We start from the raw sequence: 23,666 nt of genomic DNA on the forward strand, positions 1-23,666 counted from the left end.
AAAGAATGGCTGAAAAGCCTTATCAAACATCAAATGAACTTTTTCGTGGTGCGCTGATTTTGAGCGCAGCAGCGATTATCGTAAAAGTATTGAGCGCGGCCTATCGCATACCATATCAGAACATTGCGGGTGACATCGGGTTTTATATCTATCAACAGGTTTATCCCTTTTACGGTGTTGCTTTTACATTATCTACACTCGGCTTTCCGGTAGTCATATCCAAACTTATTGCAGAACGGGAGTCTTCCAAAAATAACTTTGCGGTCAAGGACATTTTAATGACTTCATTCGTCGTCTTAAGTTCGATAGGAGTCATGATGTTTGCTGCACTATTCCTTGGAGCTGATTGGATTGCAGGATGGATGAAGGATCCGCATTTAGCCGGTCTGCTGAGAATCGTTGCCTATTCCTATTTATTAATGCCGATTTCATCTGTTTTAAGAGGCTATTTTCAAGGAATAAATGACATGCTGCCGACGGCAAGTTCGCAGGTCGCTGAACAATGCATCCGTGTGTTGACGATTCTCGTTCTTTCCACAATATTCGTGTATCAGGGCTATTCTCATTATGTGGTCGGCAAGGGGGCGGTCCTCGGTTCGATAACCGGCGGCATTACTGGCCTGGTACTGCTTATTGCTTTCGTTATTTTAAGAGAAGAATGGAAGCTTTTTTTACGAATGAGAATAAAACCGGTAAATTTCATCAAAATTTCCAAAGTCCTGATTTTCCAAGGGTTGGCCTTTTGCATAACTGGCTTGATCCTTATCTTGTTTCAGTTTGTCGATTCACTGCACCTGTATTCCCTACTGAGGGAAACGGGAATGGGGGAAAGGGAAGCCAAAGAATGGAAAGGGGTATATGACCGAGGACAGCCGTTGCTTCAGCTAGGTACGGTCGTGGCTAATTCTTTTGCATTGGTGCTTGTACCTGTAATATCCGGATTCGTTCAGAGGAAAAGTGAACATGAATTATTGAATAAGATCAAATTGGCGCTTCGTGTAAGTGCGACGATAGGACTCGCTGCCGCGATTGGGCTGGTGGTGACGATGAAGCCTGTCAATCATATGCTGTTCACGGATGCCAAAGGGACGATTACTTTAGCAATTTTCTCTTTATCGATTTTATTCACATCCCTCATAATGGCAGAAGCGGCAGTGATTCAAAGTTTAGGCCATTCGTTCGTGCCGATGATCATCACGATTGTGGGGGTGGGCAGCAAGTGGGCTTTGGACCTTGTTCTAGTGCCCCATTACAAGATCGCGGGAGCAGCCTCAGCAACAGTGCTTGCGTTTATGATCATGGCTGTATTATTTTATGTGGTATTGAGAGTACATATTAAAAAGACATTAATTGAAAAGAAGCACGTGTTAATAATCTTGAAGAGTACAGTTTACATGGGTACGGCGGTTGTTTTATTCAATAGTTTATTCGAATTGATGTTTTCATGCGAGAGCCGGTTGTTAGCTACGATCCAAGCTTTGATCGGTGTAGGGATCGGTGCAGCCGTTTTTGTGATGACGGCCATTCGTGCAGGCTTATTTGGTGAAGAAGAACTTTCACTTATACCTGCAGGTTCGAAGCTTAAACGATTTATAATAACGAATAGGAGTATGCGAAATCATGAATGAGATTACGATAATAGGCCTTGGTGCAGGGGATTTAGATCAGCTTCCTCTAGGGATTTATAAAAAATTGATACAAACAGAACAATGTTTCGTCAGAACGATCGATCATCCGGTAATCGGGGATTTGAAAAGGGAAGGAATAAATTTCACGGCATTTGACGGGATATATGAAAAGCACGACCGATTTGAAGCTGTATATGAAGAAATTGCCGGAACATTATTACAAGAGGCTTCAAACCGTTCCATTCTATACGCAGTTCCGGGGCATCCCATGGTTGCGGAAAAAACGGTGCAGCTTTTGCTCGAAAAGGGTCCGGCTCTTGGAATAGCCATTAAGCTGGAAGGCGGGCAAAGTTTCCTTGATCCCTTGTTTCAGGCTGTTAGAATCGATCCGATTGAAGGGTTTCAGCTATTGGATGGAACAGATCTTTCACCAGATGATTTGCACATTGCCCAGCATATGATAATCGGGCAGGTGTATGACGCATTCAGTGCATCCAATGTGAAGCTGACCTTAATGGAAAAGCTACCGGATGACTACGAGGTATATATCGTTACAGCGGCAGGAAGCAGTCAGGAAAAAGTGACAAAATGCGCTCTCTTCGAACTCGACCGTCAGATGGAGTTAAGTAACTTGACGAGTGTTTATGTCCCGCCTGTTAGCGAAGAAGCTTTACGATATAGGGAGTTTTCTAAGCTGCGGCAGGTCATTGCAGAACTTAGAGGTCCTGACGGATGTCCTTGGGATAAGAAACAAACTCATGAAAGCTTGAAGAAATATCTAATAGAAGAAGCATATGAGCTGATTGATTCCATCGATGAAGAGGACGATGAGGGCATGATTGGTGAACTTGGGGATGTGCTGCTTCAGGTGATGCTTCATTCACAAATCGGTGAAGATGAGGGGATGTTCACGATAGATGATGTGATTGAGGGCATTACGGCAAAAATGATTCGACGCCACCCTCATGTATTCGGAGATGTTGAAGTGAACGGCGAGGAAGATGTATTAGTGAACTGGCAGAAAATCAAAGAAGATGAAAAAGGGAGCGAAACAAAAGCTCCGCAATCCATACTGGATGGTATTGAGAAATCGCTGCCAAACTTACTTCGGGCAGAAGAGTATCAAAAAAGGGCTGCGAAGGTTGGATTTGATTGGGATAAGGTTTCCGAAGCCTGGAAAAAGGTCAGGGAAGAAGTGCAGGAATTGGAAGAGGAAGTATTAAGCCCGAACAGGGATGTCGAAAGAATAAAATCAGAGCTCGGCGACCTCTTTTTTGCGCTTGTCAACATTTCACGTTATTATGACATACAAGCGGAAGAAGCCGTCTACAAAGCAAACCAGAAATTCCACCAGCGTTTTACATATATAGAAGAGTGCATTCAAAGGGCAGACAAAAAATTTGAGGATTATACATTGGAAGAACTGGATTCATACTGGGATGAAGCAAAAGCTAAAGGACTTTAATTAAGGGAGAGATTTGAATGTCGATGAGATTGGATAAATTCCTAAAAGTTTCAAGGTTGATCAAGCGCCGCACACTTGCGAAGGAGGTTGCGGATAAAGGGAGAATCACGATTAACGGACAGCAGGCCAAAGCAAGTTCGAATGTGAAAGATGGCGATGAGTTGACTGTAAGGTTCGGTCAAAAGCTTGTTACGGTACGTGTCGATAAAATTCAAGAAACGACGAAAAAAGAAGCGGCTGCAGATATGTATACCATCGTAAAGGAAGAAAAGCTAGCGGAGGAGTAAGGACAGGCTTGGTTCTAATTCCACTCTTACGGACATACACTTGTACAAAATCAGTGGTACTGTGAGGGATGAAAAAATGAGCCAATATATTGATCCGAATGCTGGTTACACAAAGGGAACTACCCAAGAGCATGATGTAACGATGAAAGGCCGCCGTTTACTTGATATTACCGGTGTCAAACAAGTTGAAAGTTTTGATAATGAAGAATTTCTGCTCGAAACGTCAATGGGTTTCTTATCTATCCGGGGCCAAAACTTGCAAATGAAGAATTTAGACGTTGATAAAGGCATCGTTTCCATTAAGGGAAAGATTTTCGACCTTGTTTATTTAGATGAGCAATCAGGGGAGAAAGCTAAAGGCTTCTTTGGCAAATTGTTCAAATGACCTTAACGATCCAATTTTATACGTTGCTTGCGATGATAGGCATGGGCAGTGGCTTTGGAGCTGCCCTGGATACGTATAGCCGGTTCCTGAATCGTTCAGAAAGGAAAAGGTGGATTGTATTCATCCATGACTTCCTTTTCTGGATCATTCAGGGTCTCCTTATTTTTTATGTTTTGTTTCTAGTGAATGAGGGGGAGTTTCGCCTCTATTTATTTTTGGCCTTATTATGCGGTTTTTCAGCTTATCAAGCACTTTTCAAAGGTTTCTATCAACGTTTATTAGAGTTTTTGATAATACTTGTGATAAAGTTGGCGAGATTTATAGCGGATTCGGTTCACATGCTGATATTTCTACCGATAAAATGGGTATTAGTATCTGTATTGGCCATCATCATCGGGATAGGTAAGTTCGTTTTGGCATTATTAAAATGGGCGGGAAAAATACTTCTCTTTATTTTGGCTATATTCTGGAGACCATTAAAATGGATTCTGGCTTATATATGGAATTTATTGCCGGTTTTTGTTACGAAAAACGTCGGGAAGTTTTATAATAAAGGAAAAGGGATTTTATTGAAAATAAAGAATTCTATATTTAGAACGCTAAATGGATGGAGAAATAAAAAGAAATGAGGAGCGATAAAAAATGAGTAGCCTGCGTAAAAGGAAAGTGGCAAAAATGGAAAATCCCTACGTCGCTCAACAAGAGAAAAAAGTACAAACCGTAGTAAAAAAGAAGCGTGGTCTAATGCGTAGATTAACCCTTTACTCAGTTTTCGCCGCTGTCTTTTTGATTTTTGCCGTTTCCACCCTCATAACGCAAAATGTTGCACTGGATGAGAAAGTTAAACAAAAGGAAGAATTGAAGGGAAAGTTAGCTGAATTGAAAAAAGACGAGACCCTTCTTAATGAAGAAATCGTAAAGCTTAATGACGACGATTATATAGCGAAAATAGCCAGACGGGATTATTTTTTATCTGAAAAAGGTGAAATCATTTTTACCCTTCCAAAAGGAAAGGAAGATAGTGACTAATATTGACACTGTTTTTTTACTTTCGTTATAATATAGTGTGAAGAGATTTTTTTAACATTTCTAAGGAGGAACATTTTTTTTATGTCAATCGAAGTAGGCAGCAAGTTACAAGGTAAAGTAACAGGCATAACTAATTTTGGTGCATTTGTAGAGCTACCTCAAGGTTCAACCGGTCTTGTTCATATCAGTGAAGTGGCTGATAACTATGTCAAGGATATCAATGAACATTTAAAAGTGGGCGATACAGTTGAGGTGAAAGTCATCAACGTTAAAGATGGCAAGATTGGCTTGTCCATAAAAAAAGCGATAGACCGTCCTGAAGGTGAGCAAAAACCTGCATACACACCACGTCCGCGCCAAGGAAGAGGGAATGACAGCCGTTCCAAAGACTTCCGCTCGAAAGGTAATGGTTTCCAGCCTAAAGAAAACTTTGAGCAAAAAATGGCTAAATTCTTAAAAGATAGCGAAGACCGCTTAACGACCCTTAAACGTAGCACCGAAACGAAACGGGGAGGTCGAGGAGGACGACGCGGATAAAACTGCTGCTGAAAATAATAGTTTAGCAACTTTTCCTGTGAAATTATTCATAGTGTAGATAAAGGCAAGCTTGCTGGCTTGTCTTCTTTTAATTATCAACGACATAAAAAAGAGCCTCTGTACACTTATATCGATATAAGTGTACAGAGGCTCTTTTGATATATGATGACCCGTACGGGATTCGAACCCGTGTTACCGCCGTGAAAGGGCGGTGTCTTAACCGCTTGACCAACGGGCCGTGATTTTCATGAAAAAAGATAGCGGCAGAGGGGATCGAACCCCCGACCTCACGGGTATGAACCGTACGCTCTAGCCAGCTGAGCTACGCCGCCATAATGGTAAGTGCTACTGAAGCACAAGTTATATCTTACAGTCGTGAAGAAAAAATGTCAACAAAAAAATTAAAGTTTGTCGGTTTCCATTTCCTGAATATTTATTCGTGTTATTTTCCGCAAAAATAACCTAAAAACTTTGCTTTTCTTCAAAAAAAAAAGAACACCCGTTTCCGTATTGAAAAAAAAGGAACAAAAACCTGTATACAAATGATTGTTCAAGAAGAATTTCGTCGAACGTTTTTCTTATCCGCTTATAAAATTCTGACAAAAAAATAGACAAGCCCTCTATATAATAAAAACCACTAATACGAATGGGGTGTTGAAATGGAAAAAGTAGAAAGACCTATGATGGAACCTCTTGGAGATGTTCAATTAAAAGAAGCGAAGGCAGGGGCCATCAATTGGATCCACCAACTGCAAATGAAGTCGGAAGACATATTCATAAAAAAAGGTATCTCTTTAGCGATTATCGGTTTTTTATTAGGACGGGCGTTGATTCTTTCGCAGCTTGCACCATTTGGACTTCCGTTTTTCGCAGCCGTTTTTCTCATGAGGCGTGATAGGGCTCCACTGGCTTTATTCGGATTGATTGCAGGCGGGCTGACCGTTCACTATTCGAATAGTTTAGTCATCTTTGCATCGGCGTTCCTGCTCCTGTTATTTCATAAGATCAAGAAGCCCGCCGTGGAAGGACAATTCAAGACAATGTCGATGTACGTCTTTGCTTCACTATTCCTGGTCAACCTGGCCGAGCAATATCTGGTATTTCGAACGATTCAGCTGTACGACTTGATGATGATAGGGGTAGAGGCGGGACTCGCAATGATTTTAACCTTAATCTTCATACAATCCATCCCGATGCTGACCATTCGGACAAAGTCCCAATCATTAAAGACGGAGGAAATCGTCAGCATCATCATCCTGCTGGCTTCGGTGATGACCGGAACCATCGGCTGGATGATATACGATTTATCACTCGACCATATATTCTCGCGATACTTGGTCCTCCTCTTCGGGCTGGCGGGAGGGGCCGCCATAGGCTCCACTGTAGGTGTAGTTACTGGATTGATATTCAGCTTGGCAAGTATTGCAAGTCTTTATCAAATGAGCCTTCTCGCATTTTCAGGGCTCCTGGGAGGTTTGTTGAAGGAGGGAAGGAAGATAGGGGTTGCTAGCGGCCTCTTGATTGCTACATTACTGATAGGTTTATATGGTGAGGGCACCAATAATATTATGGTGACCCTTTATGAATCACTTATAGCTGTGGCCCTATTTATATTGACACCGTCATCCATAATTAACAAAATAGCGAAACATATACCGGGAACAGTCGAGAATTCTGATGAACAGCAGCAGTATGCCCGAAAAGTGAGGGATGTCACCGCTCAAAGGGTGGAGCAATTCTCACATGTATTTGAGGCGCTCTCAAATAGCTTTTCCCAAGTGGATGAAAGGGGGAGATTGGAGGAAGATGAGAAAGAATTCGACTACTTCTTAAGTAATGTAACGGAAAAGACGTGTCAGCTTTGTTTTAAGAAGGAACAATGCTGGTCCAAGAACTTTAATACAACCTATGACGGCATGCAGGAAATTATGCTTCAATTAAGTGAAAATAATGGTCAGCTCCCCCAAAAAACTTCGAAAGAATGGGGGAAATATTGTAGCCGCGGGCCTCAGGTCATTGGGGCGATAGCACAGGAACTTACTTATTTTGAAGCTAACCAAAAATTAAAAAGGCAGGTGAAGGAAAGTCGGAAACTAGTGGCGGATCAACTGAGGGGCGTTTCGGCAGTAATGGATGATTTTGCGAAAGAAATTCAAAGGGAAAGGAAGAATCATCATGTACATGAAGAATCCATTTTGGAAGCCATCCAGGATTTTGGCCTGCACATAGGTCATGTTGAAATATACAGTCTAGAACAAGGAAATGTTGATATAGAGATGAGTGTCCCATACTGCCAGGGCAGAGGGGAATGTGAAAAGTTGATTGCACCCATGCTTTCTGACATTTTAGGGGAAACGATAGTCGTTCATTCAGAAGAGTGTGCAACATATCCAAACGGGCAATGTGAGGTGATATTTAGGTCAGCAAAAAAATTCACGGTCGAAACGGGTGTGGCTCATGCTGCCAAGGGGGGAGGGCTTGTATCAGGAGATAGTTATACGACCATGGAAATCGGCTGCGGCAAATTCGCGATAGCCATCAGTGATGGGATGGGAAATGGGGAAAGGGCCCATTTTGAAAGTACAGAGACATTGAAGCTGCTACAAAAATTTTTACAATCGGGAATAGAAGAAAAAATAGCCATTAAATCCGTAAACTCCGTATTATCTCTACGCACTACCGATGAAATATTTTCGACTCTTGATTTGGCAATGATTGATCTTCAGGACGCAAGGGCTAAGTTTTTAAAAATCTGTTCGATACCGAGTTTCATTAAAAGGGGGGATAGGATAATAAAAATTGAATCAAGTAACCTTCCTATGGGAATCATCCAGGATTTCGATGTTGATGTTGTATCAGAAGAGCTGAAGGCAGGGGACATATTAATCATGATGAGTGATGGAGTGTTCGATGGCCCCTCGCATGTCGAAAATATCGAGTTCTGGCTTAAACGAAAAATCAAGGAAATGGAAACGGACGATCCGCAGGAAATCTCTGATTTAATATTGGAAGAGGTCATCCGAACTAAAGGGATCATAGATGATGACATGACAGTGGTTACATCGAAAATTAAGCATAACACACCGAAATGGGCATCCATTCCCGTTTCTCCAAAACGAAAAAAGGCACAGTAGGGGCCGTTTATATAAATAAAATAAATAAAACCAAAATGAGGTGGAGAAATGGAAGACGGATAAATGGTAAAGGGTTGAACTCTTTTCAATCACTATACTCCATGATGTGACTTGATGCGATGTCTTCGGCGTATAATTTCCCTTTTTTTAGTCAATTATGGTAACAAATTGATAGGAAGGGAGAGCAAAACATGAAAGCAGGAACATTAAGACAGATTTTGCTTATAACCGACGGATGTTCAAATCATGGTGAGGAACCGTCTGCCATGGCTGAATTAGCAAGGGAGCAAGGCATAACCATCAATGTCATAGGTGTCATGGAAAATGATGTGATAGATGAAAAGGGGCTTAAGGAAATTGAGAAGATTGCTGGTTCTGGAGGTGGCGTAAGTCAAATAGTCTATGCTCAGCAGTTGTCCCAAACCGTCCAAATGGTGACCCAAAAGGCAATGACTCAAACTATACAGGGAGTTATCAATCGTGAACTTCAACAAATACTTGGAGATTCAAAAACGATGGAGGATCTTCCGCCTGATAAACGAGGAGAAGTGATGGAGGTGGTCGATGAGCTTGGGGAAACAAGCAAGCTCGAAGTACTGATTCTTGTTGATACAAGTGCAAGCATGAAACATAAACTGCCTACAGTAAAAGATTCCTTATTAGATCTTTCCCTTAGTATGAATGCAAGAATGGGTGACAGCCGTTTTTCCGTATTCGTATTTCCTGGGAAAAGAAATGATGTTGAAAAGTTGCTGGATTGGACCCCGAACCTTGAAGCCTTGACGGCAACTTTTCCTAAGCTTAGCACAGGGGGACTCACTCCGACAGGTCCAGCCATTCGTGAAGCTTTGACATATTTCAATAAAAAACGTTCATTGAGGGGATTGTTATCACATGATGATGAACAATACTTTGAGGAATCAATGTAAGCTCCTGCCTGGCAGTTTGGTCATTGGAAAATGGAATAAAAATCAGTACAAAATAATTAAGGAATTGGGGTGTGGTGCGAACGGGATTGTCTATTTGGTTGAAAGCGGAAATCGTCATTATGCTTTAAAGCTCAGTGATAATGGGACGTCCATTATTTCGGAGATGAATATCCTAAAATCCTTTTCAAAGGTCCAGGGGTCTACCCTTGGACCTTCCTTTTTGGAAGCGGATGATTTCATGAAAACAGGAAAGCAGCTCCCTTTTTATGTCATGGAATATATCCACGGACACGATTTTTTGCGTTTCATCGATAAAAAAGGGTCATCATGGATTGGAGTCTTAATGCTTCAGCTTTTAACCAGCTTGTCTGCCTTGCATACCAATGGATGGGTGTTCGGGGATTTAAAACCTGAAAATTTGATCGTGACTTCACCAGCCTATAAGGTACGGTGCGTGGATGTTGGCGGAACCACCTTAATCGGGCGATCTGTTAAAGAATTTACTGAGTTCTTTGACAGGGGATACTGGGGACTTGGATCAAGAAAGGCCGATCCGCAATATGACCTGTTCGCTTTGGCGATGATTATAATCAATTCTGCCTATCCTGGACGTTTCCACAAGAAAGGGGAGGGGTATAGGCAGCTTAACGACCTGATTAAGCAGAAAAAGGAATTGAATCCGTATAGGAAGATGCTGGATAAAGCTCTCCACGGGCAGTATGATTCAGCCCTCCAAATGCGGGAGGATTTGGTCATGGTTCTAAGTAAGCAAAATCATTCAAAGAAAAAGGGCCCAACTCAGGCAGCGGCGGGTCAGCCGCAAACAATACAACCTGCAACGAGACAAGCAAGAAGGTCCCAAAACCATTCAAAAAAGAAAAGTGGCGGATTTTTTGAAACTTTTTTGCTGGTTGCCATCATATCGATGCTCTATGTTCTATACATATATGAACAGTTGTTATGATATAGTTATTAGGTGAATGCCATGGAATAGTTGAAACCATTTCATGATTGAATCGTATAAAACTAATGCCTGTTCATAAAGAAGGAAGATTGTATGTTAAAGGAAAAAGTTCTAAGCACCATTTATAGAAACGAATTGATTAAGGAACACTCGAAGTTGCTAATAGGCGTCTCCGGAGGACCGGACTCATTGGTTCTTCTCCATATCCTTAAGGAAATTCAACCTCTTTTTCATTACGAGATAATCGTTGCAAGTGTTGACCATATGTTTCGAGGTGAAGAATCCTATGAGGATTACAAATATGTCGAGCATATATGTGAACGGTGGGGCATTACATTCGAGGGGAAAAGGATCGATGTTCCTGCCCGGATGGAGCAGACGGGGGAAAGTTCACAAATAACGTCAAGAAAGTTGCGTTTTGCTTTCTATGAAGAAATGATGGATAAGCATCAAGCCTCCACGCTTGTCCTGGGGCATCATGGAGATGATCAAATAGAAACGATGCTCATGCGTTTAACAAGAGGGGCGACAGGCAAGGCAAGAGCAGGTATTCCTATAAGGAGACGGTTCCATACCGGGAATCTGATCAGGCCTTTTCTTGAGATCACGAAAAGCGAAATAATCGAATATGCGGGCCGTCATAATATTGAACCAAGGTTTGATCCGAGCAATGAAACGGATGTCTATGCAAGAAATCGTTTTAGACATGAAGTCCTTCCATTTTTAAAGAAAGAAAATAGAAAGGTTCATGAGCATTTTCAACGATTCAGTGAAGAGCTTTATGAAGATGAAGAGTTTTTTTTGAACATGGTTTCAAGCAAAATGTCCGAGGTTTGGATCCAACAGGATAAAGATCAAGCGGTTATTCAGATTGATAAGGTTCTCGCGATGCCTAAACCTTTACAAAGAAGGGCGATTCAACTAATATTAAACTATCTTTATTTGGAGAGACCTTCATCGCTTTCGGCATTACATATTGACCAACTTTTAGTTTTGTTTTTGAATCCTCAACCATCTGCAGAATTGCATCTTCCGGAGGGCCTTATTGCGGAAAAATCATATCAAACTTGCACTTTTAGATTTTTTCGGCAAAAAAGCCTTGAATATTCCCTTAAATTACAAATTCCCGGTGAGACTATTCTTCCGAATGGATATAAGATTAAAGCGCACTATATAAAAGAAGAAATTCCGGTACTTAGAGGAAATCATTCTTTTATTCTTCCCGAATCAGCTGTTCAGTTTCCTCTTACAGTCCGAACCAGGAATGAAGGCGAACGGATGGCCGTCAAGGGATTGGGTGGAACTAAAAAGTTAAAGGATATTTTTATCAATGAAAAGATCCCGATGCTAGAAAGAAATGTGTGGCCGGTCATCATCGATCAAACGGGAACGGCCATTTGGCTACCTGGTTTAAAGAAATCGAATATTGAGCCGGATATAATTTCTGATGAAAAATCTTTAATCTACTTAGAATATAAAAAAGCTTAATTCTTCTTGGGGGGCAATTAATTACAATGACCATGCAAAACGACATTGAAAAGGTTTTAATATCGGAGGAAGAACTTCAAAAAAAAATCAGGGAATTGGGTGCGCAGCTTGAAGCTGATTACCAAGGTAAGTTCCCGTTGGCCATCGGAGTGCTGAAAGGCGCCATGCCATTTATGTCAGATCTACTGAAACGTGTGGATACACATCTTGAAATGGACTTTATGGATGTTTCAAGCTATGGTAACTCCACTGTATCTTCCGGTGAAGTGAAAATAATCAAAGATCTTGATACATCGGTTGAAGGCCGGGATATTTTAATCATCGAAGATATCATCGACAGCGGTTTGACTCTTAGCTATCTTGCGGAACTTTTCCGTTATCGAAAAGCAAAATCAATTAAAATCGTTACCTTATTGGATAAACCAACAGGCAGGAAAGCGGATATCACTCCGGATTATGCCGGGTTCATCGTTCCGGATGCATTTGTTGTCGGATATGGTCTTGATTTTGCGGAAAAGTATCGTAATCTCCCGTATATTGGCATATTGAAGCCTGAAATTTACTCGAATTAATCGTAACTGTTTGAAAGAGAAGACCAGATAAAAACAGCGGTGTTAAATTATTGTAATTCATTAATTTTGTATGATAGTATTTACTATAGTTTGTTTACCCGTGGGAGGAGGTAAGGGATGAATCGGATCTTCCGTAATACCATATTTTATTTACTGATCTTTTTGGTCATCATTGGGATTGTAAGCATTTTTAATAATAACAATGAACCAACGGAGAAAATGACCCAAGATGAATTCTATAAGCATTTGGAGAATGGGGATGTTACTGCACTGACGATGCAGCCCGAAAGCAGTGTATTTGAAATCACAGGAAAGCTCAAAGGTTATGAGGAAAACAAATTCTTTGTGACGTACGTGCCTTTCAGTGAATATTCTCAAAGTAGAATCAATGATGCCGTAACCAAGTTGGGTAAGGACATCATCACTGTTGAACCTCCAGAAAAAACAAGTGGCTGGGTGACATTTTTCACTTCCATCATTCCATTTGTAATCATTTTTATCCTCTTCTTCTTTTTACTTAACCAAGCTCAGGGCGGCGGTGGTGGCCGCGTCATGAACTTCGGGAAAAGTAAGGCGAAATTGTATAATGATGATAAGAAAAAAGTACGCTTCAATGATGTTGCCGGAGCGGACGAAGAAAAGCAGGAACTTGTCGAGGTTGTTGAATTCTTGAAAGATCCTCGCAAATATGCCGAGCTTGGAGCCCGTATTCCTAAAGGGGTACTTTTAGTTGGGCCTCCTGGTACAGGTAAAACTTTACTTGCACGAGCAGTAGCTGGTGAAGCCGGAACTCCTTTCTTCTCAATCAGTGGTTCTGATTTTGTTGAAATGTTTGTGGGAGTCGGTGCATCCCGTGTTCGTGATTTGTTTGAGAATGCTAAGAAGAATGCACCATGTATCATCTTTATCGATGAAATTGATGCAGTCGGACGTCAACGTGGCGCAGGTCTTGGTGGCGGTCACGATGAACGTGAACAGACATTGAACCAACTACTGGTGGAAATGGATGGTTTCGGTGGTAATGAAGGAATCATAATCATCGCTGCGACTAACCGTGCTGATGTATTGGATCCAGCTTTATTGCGTCCAGGACGTTTTGACCGTCAAATAACGGTAGGCCGCCCTGATGTTAAGGGCCGTGAAGAAGTTCTGAAAGTGCATGCACGTAATAAACCATTAGCAGAAACAGTCGATTTGAAAGCGATCGCTCAGCGTACTCCAGGATTTTCTGGTGCAGATCTTGAAAACTTACTGAATGAAGCAGCGCTTGTAGCTGCCCGTCAAGATAAGAAGAAGATCGACATGTCCGATTTGGATGAAGCTTCGGATCGCGTTATCGCTGGACCTGCCAAGAAAAACCGTGTCATTTCCAAAAAGGAAAGAAATATCGTAGCGTGGCATGAAGCAGGCCATACCATTATTGGATTGGTTCTGGATGATGCCGAAGTCGTTCATAAAGTTACGATCGTCCCTCGTGGTCAAGCTGGCGGTTATGCAGTTATGCTGCCGAAAGAAGATCGTTTCTTCATGACTGAACCTGAGCTTAAAGATAAAATCGTAGGGCTATTGGGTGGCCGCGTAGCCGAAGAAGTTACATTCGGAGAAGTGAGTACCGGTGCGCATAACGACTTCCAACGTGCAACGGGCATAGCTCGGAGCATGGTTATGGAATATGGCATGAGTAAACTCGGACCACTTCAATTCGGTAATTCACAAGGTCAAGTCTTCCTAGGCCGAGATTTTAACAATGATCAAAACTATTCGGATGCAATAGCATATGAAATTGATCTTGAAATTCAACGTATCATCAGGGAAGCTTACGAAAGATGTAAGACGATTCTTACTGAAAATCGTGAAAAACTTGATTTGGTTGCAAAAACCTTGCTTGAAGTGGAAACGCTTGATGCTGAACAAATCAAAAGTTTATTCCAAAATGGTAAATTGCCAGAACGGGATTATACAGCCCTTAATGGGAATTTAACCACTGATGAGAATGTCAAGGTGAACATCAATACGAAGAAGGAAGAAAAAGAGGCCCTATTAGATCCATTGGATAAGAGAGGACCTGAGGACCTTGAAATAACGGAGGAAGGATTGAATACTCCTCCAATCAAAGAAGGTGCGCCTCAAGATCAGCCGCTTTCCTTCCCGAACGAAGATGACAATAAAAAGTCTTAAGTTGACTGAATTCAAAAGGGTATTTCCGCCTCGGAAATACCCTTTTCTTAACTCTTGAATTAATTATGATGTTTCTGGGATACCTTTCGAAAAGTGCGACTAATAGCGTGGTAAATAACAGTGTGGTATGATGTTGGAGAATAATTTACCGGAGTGATGAAACGATGATTTTTGTATTGGATGTTGGGAATACGAATACTGTATTAGGCGTATACGATGAAGATATTTTAAAATATCATTGGCGAATTGAGACTAACCGTCACAAGACAGAAGATGAGTATGGAATGGTCATAAAGTCTTTGCTGCAACATGAAGGTCTTTCGTTTGATCAATTTGATGGAATCATCATTTCTTCGGTAGTTCCGCCAATTATGTTTGCGCTTGAACGAATGTGCAAAAAATACTTTGGTATTAAACCGCTAATAGTTGGACCTGGAATAAAAACTGGATTGAATATTAAATACGAGAATCCGCGTGAGGTGGGTGCCGACCGAATTGTTAATGCGGTTGCGGGCATTCAGGAATATGGAAGCCCTCTCATTATCGTGGACTTTGGCACGGCAACTACATATTGCTATATAAATGAGGATAAACAATACATGGGCGGAGCCATTGCTCCGGGTATAAATATTTCTACTGAAGCACTTTATTCAAAGGCAGCCAAACTTCCAAGAATAGAAATCAGCCGGCCAGAAGGGATTATTGGGAAAAATACGGTGTCCGCCATGCAGGCTGGTATTTTGTATGGGTATGTTGGACAGGTAGAAGGAATCGTTAATCGAATTAAGGCGCAAAGTAATCTAGAACCAACGGTAATAGCGACGGGTGGATTGGCTACCTTAATTGCCAATGAGTCTACTGTGATTGACGTAGTGGAGCCATTTTTGACCTTGAAGGGGTTGCAGTTGATTTATAAACGTAATCGTGAGCAAGTGAAGAAGTAACACAAAGCATGAAAGGAGCAAAATAAATGAAGGATTATCTAATAAAGGCGTTAGGTTATGAGGGACAGGTTCGGGCATATGCTGTTTCAACAACAGACACGGTAGGAGAAGCTCAGCGGCGCCATTATACATGGCCTACTGCATCAGCTGCCCTTGGACGGGCGATGACGGCAGGCGTTATGATGGGCGGAATGTTAAAAGGTGAAGAAAAGCTGACGATTAAAATCGAGGGCGGTGGACCGATTGGTTCCATCCTGGTCGACAGCAATGCAAAGGGAGAAGTCCGCGGATATGTCACTCACCCGCAAACCCACTTTGATTTGAATGAGCAAGGAAAGCTTGATGTAAGGAAAGCGGTGGGTACCGATGGATTGTTGACTGTTGTCAAAGATATCGGTCTTCGTGATTACTTTTCAGGTCAGGTACCGCTTGTATCGGGAGAATTAGGTGAAGATTTCACATATTACTTTGTTACTTCCGAACAGGTGCCTTCATCTGTGGGGGTTGGGGTCCTGGTTAATCCGGATAATTCAATCCTTGCAGCGGGTGGATTCATCATCCAGTTGATGCCGGGTACATCCGAAGATACGATTTCAAAAATCGAAAATCGACTAAGCACGATAACTCCTGTTTCTAAGATGATTCAAAGCGGCATGACTCCTGAAGAAATCCTAACCGAAATTTTAGGTGAGGGCAATGTGAATATACTAGAAAAAATGGATGTCCAATTCTCCTGTCAATGTTCTAAGGAAAGAATTGCAAATGCATTGATTAGCCTAGGGCAAGCTGAGATTCGGGATATCATTGATACAGATGGACAAGCGGAAGCACATTGTCATTTTTGTAATCAGACCTACCAATTCTCGAAGGAAGAACTCGAGGAACTAGAAGCGGAAACCAAAAAATAATATACGGGGGATAAGGGTTTGCCAAAACAAAAGCTTCGGGCGATTATTGCTGCCCTTGCCTTGTTGAACCTATTGACTATCATTATCTTTGTCATAAAACCACTAATCATTTCAAAATCCGTCATCGGGGAAGAAACGGCCGCAAAGGTTGGATCCAAGGATATTTCCCGGGACGCATGGATTAATGAGCTCGAAAAAAGATATGGGGAAGATGTACTTGAGGAAATGGTCGATAAAGAGGTCGTGAAACAGGCAGCTGAAAAATACAAAGTGAAAATTTCGGATGAAGAGCTTGATCGGGAACTTAAAATGATGAAAACGATGTATGGGACTGCCGGTCAGAACCTTAATAAAAGTAACGATCAACTGAGGCAGGAAATTCAGTCGAGTCTCCTCCTCGAGAAGCTCCTCACCAAGGACGTTTCGGTCTCCGAAACGGCAATGCGGAATCATTATGATAATAATAAGGATATCTACAGAATCCCTACTGCTTTCCATATTTCCCATATTACCTCGTCTACAAAAAAGCAAGCGGACCAAATCGTACGTGAACTGGAGAAAGGCGTATCCTTTGATGTCTTAGCGATGGAAAAGTCCCTTGATGAATTCACTGCCAATCAAGGAGGCGACATGGGTTATATATCACAGGATAGCGAGCAAGTCTCCAAGGAATACATTACCGCTGCCGAGAATTTGAAGGTAAAAAAGTGGAGTGATCCGATTCAAACGAATGAAGGCTGGGCCATTATCTATCTGCATGAAAGAATAGAGGGCAAGCAGTATGAATATGATGAAGTTAAAGACAAGATTCACCGCCAAATAGCTCTTGAACAGATTCAGGCACCGGTCTCAGGGAAAGTTTTCTGGGATGAATTTGATGTAGAATGGTTTTATGGATTGAAAGAAAAAAAGTAGGTCAATGGTTGTGTGAGAAAATTTAGAATATAGTATATAATCATTGACAATGAACTATAAAAACTGGTAACTTTAAATAAATAAAACCAATAAACATACTCGGTATTTGAAATGATAGGGAGTGGAGAAAATGGCACGTATAGCTAATTCTGTAATCGATTTAATTGGACAAACACCTATTGTGAAGTTAAACAAGCTTCAAAATGAAAACAGTGCAGATATCTATCTGAAACTTGAGTATTTTAACCCAGGCAGTAGTGTAAAAGACCGTATCGCCCTTGCGATGATCGAAGCGGCAGAAAAAACTGGTACCCTTAAGCCAGGTGATACGATCATTGAACCTACAAGCGGAAATACTGGAATAGGACTTGCGATGGTAGCTGCGGCAAAGGGCTATAAATCAATTCTCGTTATGCCGGAGACGATGAGTTTGGAACGCCGTAACTTGCTTCGTGCTTATGGCGCGGAATTAGTTCTTACTCCTGGACCTGAAGGAATGAAGGGTGCAATCGCAAAGGCGACTGAGCTGTCTAAAGAAAAAGGTTACTTCATTCCACAGCAATTCGAGAATGTAGCCAACCCTGAAGTTCATCGGAATACTACAGGACCTGAAATCGTTGAAGCCTTTGGTGATGAAGGTCTGGACGCATTCGTTGCCGGAATCGGTACTGGCGGAACCATAACAGGTGCTGGTGAAGTGCTGCGTGAAAAATACCCTGACATTAAGATTTACGCTGTTGAGCCTGCGGACTCTCCGGTATTATCGGGTGGGACTCCAGGACCTCATAAAATCCAAGGAATCGGTGCAGGCTTCGTCCCGAGTATTTTGAATACAGATCTCTATGACGAAATCATTCAAGTCAATACAGAGGAATCGTTTGATTATGCCCGCCGTGCAGCAAAAGAGGAAGGAATCCTTGGTGGAATTTCTTCTGGTGGCGCAATTGCAGCTGCCATTAAAGTGGCTGACAAACTGGGAAAAGGCAAAAAGGTACTTGCTATCATACCAAGTAATGGTGAACGCTACTTAAGTACGCCATTATATAACTTTGAGTAAGACAAGACACTAAAAATTAGAAGCGAAGTTCCTTAGGGGCTTTGCTTTTCTTTTTGTAGTAAAGTCTGCAGAAGCATTCCATATCTTCATGGAACTTGCGCTATGCCTATGTAAATGGGTAAACTCGTATATATAGATTTCTTTAGGCGAAGGAGAACGTTGGATGTCATTAGCTGGAGCGTCAAAAATAAAATGCGGTTCATTTGATTTGGATTACAGCAATAAAACCTTAATTATGGGGATTTTGAATGTTACGCCAGACTCCTTTTCGGATGGCGGGAAATATAATCGGATAGATGCCGCTTTGAAGCATGCCGAACGGATGGTAAACGACGGAGCGGATATATTGGATGTAGGCGGAGAGTCCACCCGTCCTAACTATGAGAGGATAACGGATGAAGAGGAAATAGAGAGAGTCGCCCCGATTATTGAAGCCATATCCCGTAATATTGAAGTACCAATATCGGTCGATACGTATAAATCAAGAGTAGCCGAAGCGGCTGTAAAAGCGGGAGCACATATATTAAATGACATTTGGGGAGGTAAGGCCGATTCCTTGATGTCAAAGGTTGCTGCGGAATATAAGGTGCCGATTATCTTGATGCATAACAGGGATAATATGAGTTATGGACATTTTGTTCGTGATGTACTTCAGGATTTATTCGAAAGCATCATGTTGGTAAAGGATTCGGGAGTCAAGGATGAAAACATCATTCTCGATCCGGGAATTGGCTTTGCGAAAGATTTAAAGTTAAATTTGGAAATGATGAGGAATCTTGATAAGCTTGTATCATTAGGATATCCCGTACTGCTAGCCACATCAAGAAAGTCCATGATTGGACATGTTCTGGACCTGCCGCCTGATGAGCGGATGGAAGGAACAGCCGCCACGATCTGCCATGGCATTCAACAAGGCTGTCAAATGGTTCGTGTACATGATGTGAAGGAAATGGCACGGACTGCAAAGATGATGGATGCTCTATTAGGAAAAGGTGAATGAAATGGATAAGATATATGTGAATAAAATGGAGTTTTACGGTTATCATGGAGTTTTTCCGGAAGAAACGAAGCTTGGTCAGCGGTTTAAAGTGGATTTGATCGTCCAGACTGATTTAGCCAAGGCTGGGAAGAGTGACAACCTTGAAGACTCAATCAACTATGGTGAGTTATATGAAGTGTGTAAAAGTGTTGTTGAGGGAGAACCTTTTAAGTTAGTGGAAGCTGTTGCTGAAAAAATTGCTTCTGAATTACTTAATGAATATTCTTCCATCGAGACGTGCACCGTGAAGGTTTATAAACCAGATCCTCCAATAGCAGGTCACTATGATTCAGTTGCTATAGAGATTGTAAGGGGACGCTGATTGTGGTAAATATTGCTTACCTTTCAATAGGGTCGAACTTAGGCGATCGCCTTGAAACATTCCAAAGGGCTTTCCGATTATTGTCTGAAAATCCGCATATCAAGTTGGTGGCCTGCTCTTCTTTATATGAAACAGACCCGATAGGATATGAAGATCAGGACTGTTTTTTAAATGCTGTCCTTAAAGTGAAAACCGATTTAGAACCCGAAAAATTACTTCATGCTTGTATGAAAATCGAACAAGAATTAGGGAGAAAAAGGGAAATCAGGTGGGGCCCTCGTACTTTAGACCTTGACATTTTGTTATATAATCATGAAAATATTGAGACAGAGATTCTTTCAGTCCCGCACCCTCGTATGCACGAGAGGGCTTTTGTTATCGTGCCATTAATGGAAGTGGATCCTGATATATCACTTCCGCAAATGCATGCACCTTTGAGCGACCTGCTTGAACAGATTTCGGATAAAGAAGGAGTTCGATTATGGAAGGTGAAAAATGGGGAAGGCGTATTCGCGCTTTTCGAAAGTTAAAGGGTTATACCCAGGAAGGGTTTGCGAAAGAAATAGGCGTTTCCGTTTCCTTGTTGGGAGAAGTCGAACGAGGGAACCGCAACCCTTCAGAAGCATTTTTACTGGAAGTGGCAGAAATTCTTCATGTTTCCATTGAGGAGCTTCAGCCACCTGAGGATAAATGAAAGAATGTTATAGGAGGCACACCGTGTTAAAAATAGGCAATATAGAAATGAAGAATCCGGTAGTGCTAGCACCGATGGCGGGAGTCTGTAACTCGGCATTCCGCTTGACCGTCAAGGAATTTGGTGCTGGCCTTGTTTGTGCGGAGATGGTCAGTGACAAGGGAATCGTTCTTCAAAATGCTAGAACGATGAATATGCTTTATATAGATGAAAGAGAAAAGCCGTTAAGTTTGCAAATCTTTGGCGGAGAAAAGAAATCTTTGGTCGAAGCAGCACAATTTGTAGATAAAAACACAAATGCTGACATCATTGATATCAACATGGGCTGTCCAGTCCCTAAAATCACTAAATGTGATGCGGGTGCAAAGTGGCTCCTCGATCCAAACAAAATTTATGAGATGGTTTCAGCGGTGGTTGATGCTGTTGAAAAGCCGGTAACGGTGAAAATGCGCATAGGCTGGGATGATGAGCACGTTTTTGCGATTCAAAATGCCCAGGCTGTTGAACGCGCAGGCGGTAAAGCTGTTTCTATGCATGGCAGAACACGAGTTCAAATGTATGAAGGAAAAGCTAACTGGGACATCATCCGTGAAGTGAAGAAATCAATTAATATTCCCCTTATCGGAAACGGTGATGTGGAAACTCCACAGGATGCGGAAAGAATGCTGAAGGAAACGGGTGTTGATGGAGTCATGATCGGCCGTGCAGCTCTAGGTAACCCGTGGATGATTTACCGGACTGTGAAATATCTGGAAACCGGTCAACTGATGGATGAACCTTCCGTTCGTGAAAAAATGGACGTTTGCGTGCTTCATATGGATCGTCTAATTGCATTGAAAAATGAAAATGTCGCTGTTCGTGAAATGCGTAAGCATGCTTCTTGGTATTTAAAAGGTGTTAAAGGGAATGCTAAGGCTCGCAAAGGGATTAATTATTGTGAAACAAGGGAAGATGTTGTTAGCCTTCTATATGGACTTGTTGATGATATTGAAGCGAAGCAACAAAATATCCAAATGGTCTGATGTTTGACATTACCTTCCTATTTTCCTATAATACGCTTATCTTAAACTGCCAGTAATCCTGGCAGTTTTTATATGTACATAAACAATGTTTTAAGATAAAAAGCTGTTGAATTCCTTTACTTTATGTAAGAATAAATATGTATGCAAAAGAATTTCTGATTAATTATATAAGGCATTTACTAATAAAGATGGAGATGATTTTCGTGAGTCATGAAGAATTGAATGACCAACTGCAGGTAAGACGCGATAAAATGCAGGCCATGATGGATAATGGACAAGACCCTTTCGGGAGCAGATTCGAGCGCACACATAACACTCAGGAGATAGTCAGTGCTTATGGTGAATTAGAAAAAGAAGATCTTGAAGAAAAAGAAATTGAAGTTACGATCGCTGGCCGTGTCATGACGAAGCGTGGAAAAGGGAAAGCGGGATTTGCCCATATCCAGGATATTAGCGGTCAAATCCAAATCTACGTCCGTTTAGATAACATAGGAGAAGATTCTTACCAAATTTTCAACCAAACGGATCTTGGAGATATCGTAGGGGTAACTGGCGTTATTTTCAAAACGAAAGTCGGGGAACTTTCCATTAAAGCTAAAGACTATGTGTTCCTTGCTAAAGCGCTTCGCCCGTTGCCTGATAAATTTCATGGCCTAAAGGATGTTGAAGAGCGTTACCGGAAGCGTTATGTCGATTTAATTACAAATGAGGAAAGTAAAAACACCTTGATCATGCGCAGTCGTATTGTACAAGCCATGAGACGGTATTTGGACGATCATGGATACCTTGAAGTGGAAACGCCTCTACTGCACTCTGTTGCTGGTGGAGCTGCAGCACGCCCTTTCCTTACTCACCATAATGCCTTGGATATGCCTTTGAATTTAAGGATTGCCATCGAACTTCATCTAAAACGCTTAATAGTCGGCGGATTGGAGAAAGTTTATGAAATTGGCCGGGTTTTCAGAAATGAAGGAGTATCCACAAGACACAATCCTGAATTCACATTGATCGAATTATATGAGGCATATGCGGATTACCAAGATATCATGAGTTTAACGGAAAACCTGATTGCCCATATCGCTCAAGAAGTTCTGGGGACGACTACCATCCAGTATGGGGAGTATGAGATAGAGTTAAAGCCGGAATGGAAACGACTTCACATGGTTGATGCTGTAAAAGAATATACTGGTGTGGACTTCTGGACTCAAATGAGTAAAGAAGAAGCCCAGCAGCTTGCTAAGGAAAATGGGATTGAAGTTAAGGAATCCATGGAGTTCGGCCATATCGTAAATGAATTCTTTGAACAGAAGGTAGAAGATAAGTTGATTCAACCTACATTCATCTATGGCCATCCAGTGGAAATCTCTCCTTTAGCAAAGAAAAATCCGGAAGATTCCCGTTTCACAGATCGTTTTGAGTTATTCATTGTAGGTAGAGAGCATGCAAATGCCTTCACGGAACTAAACGACCCTATTGATCAACGTCAACGCTTTGAAGCTCAATTAAAAGAGCGAGAGCAAGGTAATGATGAAGCTCATGAAATGGATGAAGATTTCTTGGAGGCGTTAGAATATGGAATGCCGCCAACTGGCGGACTTGGAATTGGTGTTGACCGTTTGGTTATGCTATTGACCAATTCTCCGTCTATACGTGACGTCCTGTTATTCCCGTTAATGAGACATCGCTAATATAAGCAAAATGAATATTGATTGCAGGCCGAATTCGGATGGCTGGGATCATTGGGCGTAGCTCATGATCCTGGTATGTCCCATTCGGCTTTTGTTTTTTTATTATAATTTCATGTCTTTTAATAGAAAGGATTCTAGGGCTTGAAATAAAAACAACGTTATCCCAAAAAAACTTTTAAAAAAGTATTGCGCGGTTAACGTAATGGTGTTATATTTATATCTGTCGTTACGAACGAGTTGCAAACAGATTACAAACTTTTAAAAAGTTTTAAAAAAGTTGTTGACTTGCAGTAATGAAAATGTTATTATAAATAAGCTGTTCCGAAAGATATTGCTCTTTGAAAACTGAACAAAACAAAGCGCCAACGTTAAATTTTAAGTGAGCACACACTATCAAAAAAGCAAAATGAGCAAGTCAAACATTTCTTCGGAGAGTTTGATCCTGGCTCAGGACGAACGCTGGCGGCGTGCCTAATACATG

23 protein-coding genes and 2 tRNA genes are annotated in these 23,666 nt (G+C 41.5%); 23 read left to right on the forward strand and 2 right to left on the reverse strand.

What is annotated here, in order from left to right; all coding sequences use genetic code 11:
* Positions 1-5 precede the first annotated feature (5 nt).
* From ACFX4I_RS21675 to ACFX4I_RS21705, 7 genes are all read left to right on the forward strand, one after another.
* Positions 6-1,628, forward strand: coding sequence for a putative polysaccharide biosynthesis protein (locus tag ACFX4I_RS21675; RefSeq protein WP_230301910.1), 1,623 nt, complete (start codon positions 6-8; stop codon positions 1,626-1,628).
* The gene (gene yabN / locus ACFX4I_RS21680; RefSeq protein ID WP_283932461.1) at positions 1,621-3,093 is read left to right on the forward strand and encodes a bifunctional methyltransferase/pyrophosphohydrolase YabN; all 1,473 of its coding nucleotides are present in this window, start codon (positions 1,621-1,623) and stop codon (positions 3,091-3,093) included. The genes ACFX4I_RS21675 and yabN overlap by 8 nt, the downstream gene beginning before the upstream one ends.
* 23 nt (positions 3,094-3,116) lie before the next feature.
* Positions 3,117-3,380: an RNA-binding S4 domain-containing protein gene (locus ACFX4I_RS21685; RefSeq protein ID WP_034316386.1), complete on the forward strand. Its 264-nt coding sequence runs from the start codon at positions 3,117-3,119 to the stop codon at positions 3,378-3,380.
* A gap of 76 nt (positions 3,381-3,456) precedes the next feature.
* Complete coding sequence (yabP, locus tag ACFX4I_RS21690) at positions 3,457-3,765, forward strand: sporulation protein YabP (protein ID WP_034316308.1); 309 nt, start codon at positions 3,457-3,459, stop codon at positions 3,763-3,765.
* On the forward strand, positions 3,762-4,394 hold the full coding sequence (yabQ, locus tag ACFX4I_RS21695) for a spore cortex biosynthesis protein YabQ (protein ID WP_377422931.1): 633 nt from the start codon (positions 3,762-3,764) through the stop codon (positions 4,392-4,394). The genes yabP and yabQ overlap by 4 nt, the downstream gene beginning before the upstream one ends.
* A gap of 13 nt (positions 4,395-4,407) precedes the next feature.
* Complete coding sequence (locus tag ACFX4I_RS21700) at positions 4,408-4,794, forward strand: FtsB family cell division protein (protein ID WP_230301907.1); 387 nt, start codon at positions 4,408-4,410, stop codon at positions 4,792-4,794.
* An 81-nt stretch (positions 4,795-4,875) separates the two neighbouring features.
* Entirely contained in the window at positions 4,876-5,331 is a 456-nt protein-coding gene (locus tag ACFX4I_RS21705) for a S1 domain-containing RNA-binding protein (protein WP_133352999.1), read from the forward strand.
* A gap of 166 nt (positions 5,332-5,497) precedes the next feature.
* Here ACFX4I_RS21705 and ACFX4I_RS21710 read toward each other — a convergent pair.
* Positions 5,498-5,569: transfer RNA gene (locus ACFX4I_RS21710), tRNA-Glu, on the reverse strand.
* Between the two features lie 20 nt (positions 5,570-5,589).
* Positions 5,590-5,663 (reverse strand) — tRNA-Met (locus ACFX4I_RS21715).
* Positions 5,664-5,990: 327 nt separating this feature from the next.
* On the opposite strand from ACFX4I_RS21715, the gene spoIIE reads away from it, so the two are divergent.
* The 16 genes from spoIIE to lysS all read left to right on the forward strand — a co-directional run bounded on the left by spoIIE (position 5,991) and on the right by lysS (position 23,185).
* On the forward strand, positions 5,991-8,465 hold the full coding sequence (spoIIE, locus tag ACFX4I_RS21720) for a stage II sporulation protein E (protein ID WP_377422934.1): 2,475 nt from the start codon (positions 5,991-5,993) through the stop codon (positions 8,463-8,465).
* A gap of 191 nt (positions 8,466-8,656) precedes the next feature.
* Positions 8,657-9,394: a VWA domain-containing protein gene (locus ACFX4I_RS21725; RefSeq protein ID WP_063235926.1), complete on the forward strand. Its 738-nt coding sequence runs from the start codon at positions 8,657-8,659 to the stop codon at positions 9,392-9,394.
* Positions 9,360-10,358 carry a protein kinase domain-containing protein gene (locus ACFX4I_RS21730; protein WP_377422936.1) on the forward strand — a complete coding sequence of 333 codons (999 nt, stop codon included), beginning with the start codon at positions 9,360-9,362 and terminating at the stop codon, positions 10,356-10,358. Before ACFX4I_RS21725 ends, ACFX4I_RS21730 begins: the two co-directional genes overlap by 35 nt.
* A gap of 93 nt (positions 10,359-10,451) precedes the next feature.
* Entirely contained in the window at positions 10,452-11,846 is a 1,395-nt protein-coding gene (gene tilS / locus ACFX4I_RS21735) for a tRNA lysidine(34) synthetase TilS (RefSeq protein WP_377422938.1), read from the forward strand.
* 32 nt (positions 11,847-11,878) lie between these two features.
* The gene (hpt, locus tag ACFX4I_RS21740; protein ID WP_076373001.1) at positions 11,879-12,418 is read left to right on the forward strand and encodes a hypoxanthine phosphoribosyltransferase; all 540 of its coding nucleotides are present in this window, start codon (positions 11,879-11,881) and stop codon (positions 12,416-12,418) included.
* 117 nt (positions 12,419-12,535) lie between these two features.
* Positions 12,536-14,596 (forward strand): ATP-dependent zinc metalloprotease FtsH, encoded by a 2,061-nt coding sequence (ftsH, locus tag ACFX4I_RS21745; protein ID WP_230301904.1) that lies wholly within the window; start codon positions 12,536-12,538, stop codon positions 14,594-14,596.
* Between the two features lie 164 nt (positions 14,597-14,760).
* The gene (locus ACFX4I_RS21750) at positions 14,761-15,540 is read left to right on the forward strand and encodes a type III pantothenate kinase (RefSeq protein WP_063235928.1); all 780 of its coding nucleotides are present in this window, start codon (positions 14,761-14,763) and stop codon (positions 15,538-15,540) included.
* Positions 15,541-15,566: 26 nt separating this feature from the next.
* Positions 15,567-16,448, forward strand: a complete 882-nt coding sequence (gene hslO / locus ACFX4I_RS21755) for an Hsp33 family molecular chaperone HslO (RefSeq protein ID WP_214794715.1) — start codon at positions 15,567-15,569, stop codon at positions 16,446-16,448.
* Positions 16,449-16,466: 18 nt separating this feature from the next.
* Positions 16,467-17,363 (forward strand): peptidyl-prolyl cis-trans isomerase, encoded by an 897-nt coding sequence (locus ACFX4I_RS21760; protein WP_377422941.1) that lies wholly within the window; start codon positions 16,467-16,469, stop codon positions 17,361-17,363.
* A gap of 130 nt (positions 17,364-17,493) precedes the next feature.
* Complete coding sequence (gene cysK / locus ACFX4I_RS21765; RefSeq protein WP_230301902.1) at positions 17,494-18,420, forward strand: cysteine synthase A; 927 nt, start codon at positions 17,494-17,496, stop codon at positions 18,418-18,420.
* 163 nt (positions 18,421-18,583) lie between these two features.
* Positions 18,584-19,420 (forward strand): dihydropteroate synthase, encoded by an 837-nt coding sequence (gene folP, locus ACFX4I_RS21770; RefSeq protein WP_230301901.1) that lies wholly within the window; start codon positions 18,584-18,586, stop codon positions 19,418-19,420.
* Between the two features lies 1 nt (position 19,421).
* Positions 19,422-19,781, forward strand: coding sequence for a dihydroneopterin aldolase (gene folB, locus ACFX4I_RS21775; protein ID WP_230301900.1), 360 nt, complete (start codon positions 19,422-19,424; stop codon positions 19,779-19,781).
* 2 nt (positions 19,782-19,783) lie between these two features.
* Positions 19,784-20,311, forward strand: coding sequence for a 2-amino-4-hydroxy-6-hydroxymethyldihydropteridine diphosphokinase (gene folK / locus ACFX4I_RS21780; RefSeq protein WP_230301899.1), 528 nt, complete (start codon positions 19,784-19,786; stop codon positions 20,309-20,311).
* Entirely contained in the window at positions 20,263-20,475 is a 213-nt protein-coding gene (locus tag ACFX4I_RS21785; protein ID WP_063235935.1) for a helix-turn-helix domain-containing protein, read from the forward strand. The genes folK and ACFX4I_RS21785 overlap by 49 nt, the downstream gene beginning before the upstream one ends.
* Positions 20,476-20,498: 23 nt before the next feature.
* Complete coding sequence (dusB, locus tag ACFX4I_RS21790; protein WP_377401819.1) at positions 20,499-21,497, forward strand: tRNA dihydrouridine synthase DusB; 999 nt, start codon at positions 20,499-20,501, stop codon at positions 21,495-21,497.
* Positions 21,498-21,685: 188 nt separating this feature from the next.
* A complete protein-coding gene (lysS, locus tag ACFX4I_RS21795) occupies positions 21,686-23,185 on the forward strand; it encodes a lysine--tRNA ligase (RefSeq protein ID WP_377422946.1) in 1,500 nt (499 codons plus the stop codon).
* Positions 23,186-23,666: the final 481 nt, after the last annotated feature.

The sequence above is a fragment of the Peribacillus sp. YIM B13472 genome (assembly GCF_042788005.1).
GTDB classification, from domain to species: domain Bacteria; phylum Bacillota; class Bacilli; order Bacillales; family DSM-1321; genus Peribacillus; species Peribacillus simplex_E.